This is a genomic window from Desulfobacter curvatus DSM 3379, assembly GCF_000373985.1.
GTDB lineage: Bacteria > Desulfobacterota > Desulfobacteria > Desulfobacterales > Desulfobacteraceae > Desulfobacter > Desulfobacter curvatus.
On record NZ_KB892942.1, the window covers coordinates 1 to 6,057 of the forward strand.

Consider the following 6,057-nt stretch of genomic DNA (forward strand, 5'->3'; position numbering starts at 1 on the left):
GTTTTTGAACAGCAATAACAATTCGATGTGCGCTACTCTTTGATATCTTTACACATTTAGCAAGTTTTCTTAGAGAAACTTTGACCGGACTGCACTCGAAAAAAGAAACAACTTTTTGACTTCGTAATCGTAATGAAATATCAGAACTCCACAATTAGCTTATTATTTTAATATCTGTGAGAGTTCTATTTAATAGACGGAATCAAATGTCCAGTTTTTAATCAAAAAAGAATGACCTGTTACAAAAAGTGTCCCGGCTTAAATCGGTAGCCTAAAGATGGAAGATTTCCTGCCAACTTACTTGTTTCCAATGGTGTCTTAAACGGTGGATATTCTCGTTTCTTCTCACTTGATGCTTGGGCAGAAAGCAACCTACCATTCCTGATTGTGCCAAAGGCATCAAAGAAAGAAAAGAATGCTGGCTTACAGAATAGAGAAAAACAAAATAATAATCATCCAACAGTAAAACCAATCAAACTGATGTCATACCTCATAACTATGGGCAGCAGAGAAGGTGATATTGTTCTTGATCCGTTCTGTGGATCTGGAACCACTCTCCTGGCAGCCCGATTTCTGGGGAGAAAGTTTATCGGCATTGATATTGAAGAAAAATACTACGAGATTGCCCATGAACGCCTGAAAAATGTTTCCGGTAGACTTCCAAAGCCGGAGCCTTTAGCATCTGGTAAAATTCAGAGATTATCAGATTTTAAATCCTTCGAGCTTCAATCACAAGGAGGCCCGATACTAAATGGCTCCGTGCTCAGCAAATTACCAGCCATCATTGGCAAAATACTGAACAACCCATCCACGGTACCAACTGAAATAGATGGTTTCAAAATCACAGGCCATAAAAAACAAAACCTTGAGCAGAAGAAAGAACCCGACAATGTTCAGGACTGGGCCGACAAAGGGATTAACATCTCCCGTGGCTGCAGCAATGACTGCCGTTACTGCTACGCCAGGGAAGAATCCGTTCGCCGTCATGGCAACACGGTTGAAAACTGGCCGAAAGAAGAACTCAATCCCAAAATTATCAGCAAAGGCTGGCGGATAAGCAGCAAACGGTTGATGTTCCCCTCTACCCATGACATCACCCCAGGCACCTATGATGCCTGTGAGACTGTTTTGAAAAAACTTCTCAAGGCGGGAAATAAGCTTCTGGTGGTATCCAAGCCCCGGCCTGATCTGATTGAAAAGCTGTGTGACGCGATCGCACCCTATAAAAGCCAGGTCATGTTCCGGTTCACCATTACGGCCATGGACAATAATGTGCTCGGATTTTGGGAGCCCAATGCACCACCCTATGAGGATCGCAAAAAGGCCCTGGTTGTGGTCAAAGAAAAAGGGTTCAGGAACTCAGTCAGCATAGAACCCATGCTTGATTCTCCAAATGTGGGAGATCTGATTGAAGACCTACGACCCCATACTACGGACTGCATGTGGGTAGGTCCCATGAAAATGGTCAAGAAACGGGTGGTCAATGACAGCCCCCAGGTTGAAAAGGAGATTGTGAAAATCATCTCCGACCAGACCCATGTAAAGCTCCTGCCCATTTACATGAAATACAAAGACGATCCCATGATCAAGTGGAAGGGGCACTACCGGAAACTGCTTCGCAAGCTCCGGGTTGAAATCCCACCACAGAAGGATGACTGGCGTGACCGTGTTCCAGAATAATCCTCAGATAATTTAACACCACTTCATACAGCCGGGTTTTAACGCCCGGCTGTTTCTATTTATTTCAACAAAATTATCCTGCGACACTAAAAGTCGTATGGTGACAGTCAAAGTCTCCCTCTCTTCTTGAAAGCAATTTTAACGCTGCCGGGTCAACAAAGGTTAATGGGACCGAAAAGGCCCGACGCACTTTGCAAGGAGAGTCAAACATGAGTATTATGAGCAAAAAAAGAATAAAAATGTTAAAAAAGCAAAGTCTTAAAAACAAACGTAACGAGAAAAATATTCTGGCGCTGATAAGGCAGCAGAAGGAATGTTGGGGTGGTGGTTTACAACGTTCCGTGAAAAAGCCTGACAAAGCAGTACAAGAGGCGGTTCAACAACGATTAAAACGGTAAATTAAGGGTTTCCTCCCGGCTGCCTAAAGAACAGCCGGGGGGCTACTTACTCTCAATGATCTCAATTTTACCCTGATAATTTTGCCACGCTTGCAAGCCAGCAACCAAAAAAATGAAAAGCGTGTGCAACGGGGTGCCTGTAATCTGTTACAGGACGCAAAATGGGTGTGACGGATTTGTGACAGATACTGTAAAAACACACCTGAATATCACCGAAGACGCATGGATATCAATGTTTTTAATTTTACAATCGGACCATAAGGACAGATGACAAAATGCCAGAGTGGTTAGAGTTCTTTTGTGATTTTTCTGGGTGCTAAATGGTATTGGAATTTTCATTTATCCTTGGAAAAAGGCCACCTTGCACGTGGATTATGACAGGAAAATTATTTGGGGTTTTGACAATTGGCTGGAACACTACGTCTGCCAGCCCTGTCTTTTTTTAAAGAAATCAGATCACCAATCAACATATTATGGGGGCATCTTTTCCTTTCCTTAAAAATTTTGTAGAGTTCAGCTTTGTATATAGTCCCCTTGAAGAGAGTATCTACAATGTAGAAAGGTGGGGCACCCTAATGATTATTTTTCCCAGCCTTTAAGTATATGAAGAATAGTAGTTATCAACGGCTTCACATTACTTGGAATTGAAGGGATCGCACCCATCTCTGGATAATAACCTTTGTCTTTAGTCAAAATATCGGATGGACCATCGTCAGGATACAAAAGATACAAATAATCAACCTTTTTATATGGTTCATCTCTAAACGATATTGAAAAATTATACTTACCAACGATTGTGTAAAATGTTGTTCCAGTTACCCAATATTTACTGCTGTATTTGGCGTCGAGAATAGCATATCTAAACTCTCCGTCTTCTTCCTTCTCAATTACTATATCAGGGCAAAAGAACTTTGACAGATTTGAATTGGCAAACAATTTGATCCAGGGGTAAGTTGAAGGAAAGTTTTTTCTATTGATTCTTAATTGATAATAAACTCGGTACGTTTCCTGATTAGATGAAAAAGTAAAATACAATATTTTATTTTCACCAAGTTGAAGGTCAGAATTACCAAATTTTTGCCTGAAAATTTCAGCAATAGCATAAAGATTGTAATATTCATAGAGGACATCAATGTTTCTAATTCCGAGGACAATAAATGTGCCAGGGTAATTTAAGCCCGCTTTATAAAATGCGAGTATCCTATGATAAAGCTCTCGATAATGCCGCTTCTTTTTAAACGTATGAGTCATACGTGGATAGTTTTCTATGGGGACAACTTCTGAAAAACGTTTATAATATGATGCTTTTAAAGTTCTATATCCTCTTTTTAATTTATTTAAATGTTGAAGTTCTGATTTAAAAATAATTCTTTTTAATTTTTAATTTATTTAAATGTTGAAGTTCTGATTTAAAAATAATTCTTTTTAATGATTCAAAACTTGCGAATTCACCATCAAACAAGTCATCAGAATTTAAGTAATCAGATATTTCTATCGACAATTTTTGAATACTTCGGCCAAGTTTCTCAATAGCACCTATTAAAACTCTGTTTTCATAAATGTCTACATTTTCCTCATGCACTTCAGCAATTATTTTTCTGGGTATGGCAAAAGTTCCTGCGATTTCAAAAGAATTCTGATCAAATTTAAGATTGTTTCCATACTCAATTTCATCTAAATTTTGTAGAATCCATTCAATGCTTTTGGAAGTTACCAATTTTTCTTTATAATCAATTTTTATATTCTTGCTTTTTAGTTTATAGGCTGGTTTGGATCTGAAATAATAAAGGTTCCTCTCCAAAGATGTATATAATTCTCTTAAAATACCTATGTATTTTAGCAATGGTAGCTCTGAATCATAACTTGAAGTGGGTTCAGCAGTAAAAAAGCGTTGCCGATTCAACAAAGCCTCAAAGACTTCGCTGTTCTTTTCAAATACATATTCAAACATAGCCTTGGCTTGTGAGTCATTGAGTTTTTTTGAGAGAATATTTAATTCTCCAATTTTTTCTCCCTCTGGATTTGAAAAAGTGAAGATGCCTAAACAATTTAGGAATAATAATTTAGGAGGTTCGCTAAAATAAACATGTTTATCTTCCCCTGTCTGTTCATCCAGAATCCCTTCGAGAATAATATATTTGTATTGGTAATCATCACCCGGTTTTATAAAATATTTATGAGTTTCAAACACAACATATGAATTTCCATGTATTTCAACAGGAGAACCATTCTGATTAAATATATCTATTTGCATAAATGATTAGTTGATCAAAAAATAATTATAATTGTTGTACACCCCTTCATCAGAGCCATGCTGAATGATTTTATTTAAAATACTGCACGATTCATTATCATCCATCCGCTGTTTACTAAATATGCCATCTATTTCATGATTTAATTCTTGTAAATTTTCACGGTACTGATCGCCTTGCCCATCAATTTTTGGAAGAATTCTTTGCGCAATAAAATAATCTAGTGCCTTATAAGGAGTCATAAAAGAAAATGCAGACATGCAATAGTGAATAAATGCTCTATCAATTCTATGGCTTACATTTATATTTAATTTTTTAAATATATTTTTTAATTTGATATATTTTGTTTGAATATCTTCATAAGTTTCTCTTCTCAAAAAACTTTCTATGTCATCCCCATAATCTTCATTAAAGTCTTTCAATTTAAACATTTTTATAGCGTCTTTATAAGTCAGGCCAATGTTGCCTATAACAGATGGTTCAATATTGTCAGCAGAAAAAGAAATAGGATTTGATGATTGAGGTATACGAATAATATTCACCCGATCAATAACTCTTGGAGATAATTCTTCAGTAGTCTGATCAGAGTTGATTGTACCAATAAATCTAATGTTATTCGTGTAATTAATGCTGTAATCTCCTCCTAGATTTATTAGCAGAGGATTGTTTGTATCTGCAACGCTATCAGTCAAATTATAAAAACTCGACCAATAGTGCTCTACCGGACTCAAGTTAGCTTCATCTAAAATCACATATCCCAAAGCTGAGTCTTTAAAAATTTTTTCTTGATACTCTTGATTAGCAACTCTTAAAAGCTGATACATATTTGGATCTGTTGGACAAAAAGATTGGGAAAGTGGATTATAAAATCCTATGAAATCTTTTTGAGATGTCCATCCTTTTGCTACCGAAATCTCGACGCGTTTCTTCGGTTCCTTTACAAGAATTTTTGACAGTAGCCTAGCTAATGATGTCTTTCCGGTACCTGGAAGGCCCGCAAAAATGGTAAAAGTATTTTGATGAATTGAAATCAAAACATTTGCAATGAATGCGCTTGTAAAATCTCTACCGGAATCCTTTAATTTTTTATTAATTTTCTCTAACATCATTCTTTCAATGGAGATATATTGAGTGCCATCATTTGATGTTAGTTCATGTTCTTGGTCAAAATACGTCGAACGATCTGGTGCCAATGAAATTTTAGCTTCTTCTTTATGTTTGTTCCCAAACTCTCTCCCACTAATGAAATCAAAATGTGTTTTAGCTTTAATCAATTCTTTTAATTTTTCATTCGAATCTCGTTGTGTACTTACAAATTCGTTCCTTAGGCCAGCCATTATATCTTTTAGTTCAGTTTCTTGACGCTGTAGGATGCGCATTTCAGCTTCTTTGTCTTGAATTGCGGTAACGAGTTCACTGAGATGTTCATATTTTTCCAGTGATGTCCGGTTAGGTTTTTGCTTGTTCGCTAAATGTAATTTTTTGATCTTTGACAATATTGTCCCTGTTTAAACTATGAGACGTATCCTCGTCGTGCCCAATTAGGTCGTTCAAGATGGCAGTTCGTAACTGTCGAACTCTTTTAATAGAGACCTTCTCATTAAACTCGTTTCGACAGTAGATTGCCAGCAACAGGTAAGTGATAAGGCCACTAAGAATTTGAACCATAAGACCATATTCACTGCGGGCAATGAGATGGTAAACCTTCAGGTGTTCTTTCCACCATT

5 protein-coding genes and 1 pseudogene are annotated in these 6,057 nt (G+C 36.9%); 2 read left to right on the forward strand and 4 right to left on the reverse strand.

The genetic code is table 11. The features are described from left to right. Nucleotides 1-387 precede the first annotated feature (387 nt). Both B147_RS27440 and B147_RS0104860 read left to right on the forward strand, forming a co-directional pair. On the forward strand, nucleotides 388-1,680 hold the full coding sequence (locus B147_RS27440) for a DNA methyltransferase (RefSeq protein ID WP_033396911.1): 1,293 nt from the start codon (nucleotides 388-390) through the stop codon (nucleotides 1,678-1,680). Between the two features lie 209 nt (nucleotides 1,681-1,889). Next, nucleotides 1,890-2,078 (forward strand): hypothetical protein, encoded by a 189-nt coding sequence (locus tag B147_RS0104860; protein WP_020586117.1) that lies wholly within the window; start codon nucleotides 1,890-1,892, stop codon nucleotides 2,076-2,078. A gap of 579 nt (nucleotides 2,079-2,657) precedes the next feature. Here the strand turns inward: B147_RS0104860 and B147_RS0104865 are convergent. The 4 genes and pseudogenes from B147_RS0104865 to B147_RS30955 form a co-directional block, all read right to left on the reverse strand. Continuing rightward, nucleotides 2,658-3,329, reverse strand: a complete 672-nt coding sequence (locus B147_RS0104865; RefSeq protein ID WP_020586118.1) for a hypothetical protein — start codon at nucleotides 3,327-3,329, stop codon at nucleotides 2,658-2,660. Between the two features lie 106 nt (nucleotides 3,330-3,435). Next, nucleotides 3,436-4,332: a hypothetical protein gene (locus B147_RS0104870; RefSeq protein ID WP_157237780.1), complete on the reverse strand. Its 897-nt coding sequence runs from the start codon at nucleotides 4,330-4,332 to the stop codon at nucleotides 3,436-3,438. 6 nt (nucleotides 4,333-4,338) lie between these two features. Then, nucleotides 4,339-5,826, reverse strand: coding sequence for a hypothetical protein (locus B147_RS27445; RefSeq protein WP_051085650.1), 1,488 nt, complete (start codon nucleotides 5,824-5,826; stop codon nucleotides 4,339-4,341). Next, nucleotides 5,780-6,057: pseudogene (locus tag B147_RS30955) on the reverse strand (IS4 family transposase); the annotation flags it as partial. The pseudogene B147_RS30955 and the gene B147_RS27445, both read right to left, overlap by 47 nt.

What these genes read in the sequence shown, in the direction of transcription:
- B147_RS0104860 (WP_020586117.1), top strand. Translation starts at nt 1,890, where the DNA reads ATGAGTATTATGAGCAAAAAAAGAATAAAAATGTTAAAAAAGCAAAGT.
- B147_RS0104865 (WP_020586118.1), bottom strand. Translation starts at nt 3,329, where the DNA reads ATGACTCATACGTTTAAAAAGAAGCGGCATTATCGAGAGCTTTATCAT.
- B147_RS0104870 (WP_157237780.1), bottom strand. Translation starts at nt 4,332, where the DNA reads ATGCAAATAGATATATTTAATCAGAATGGTTCTCCTGTTGAAATACAT.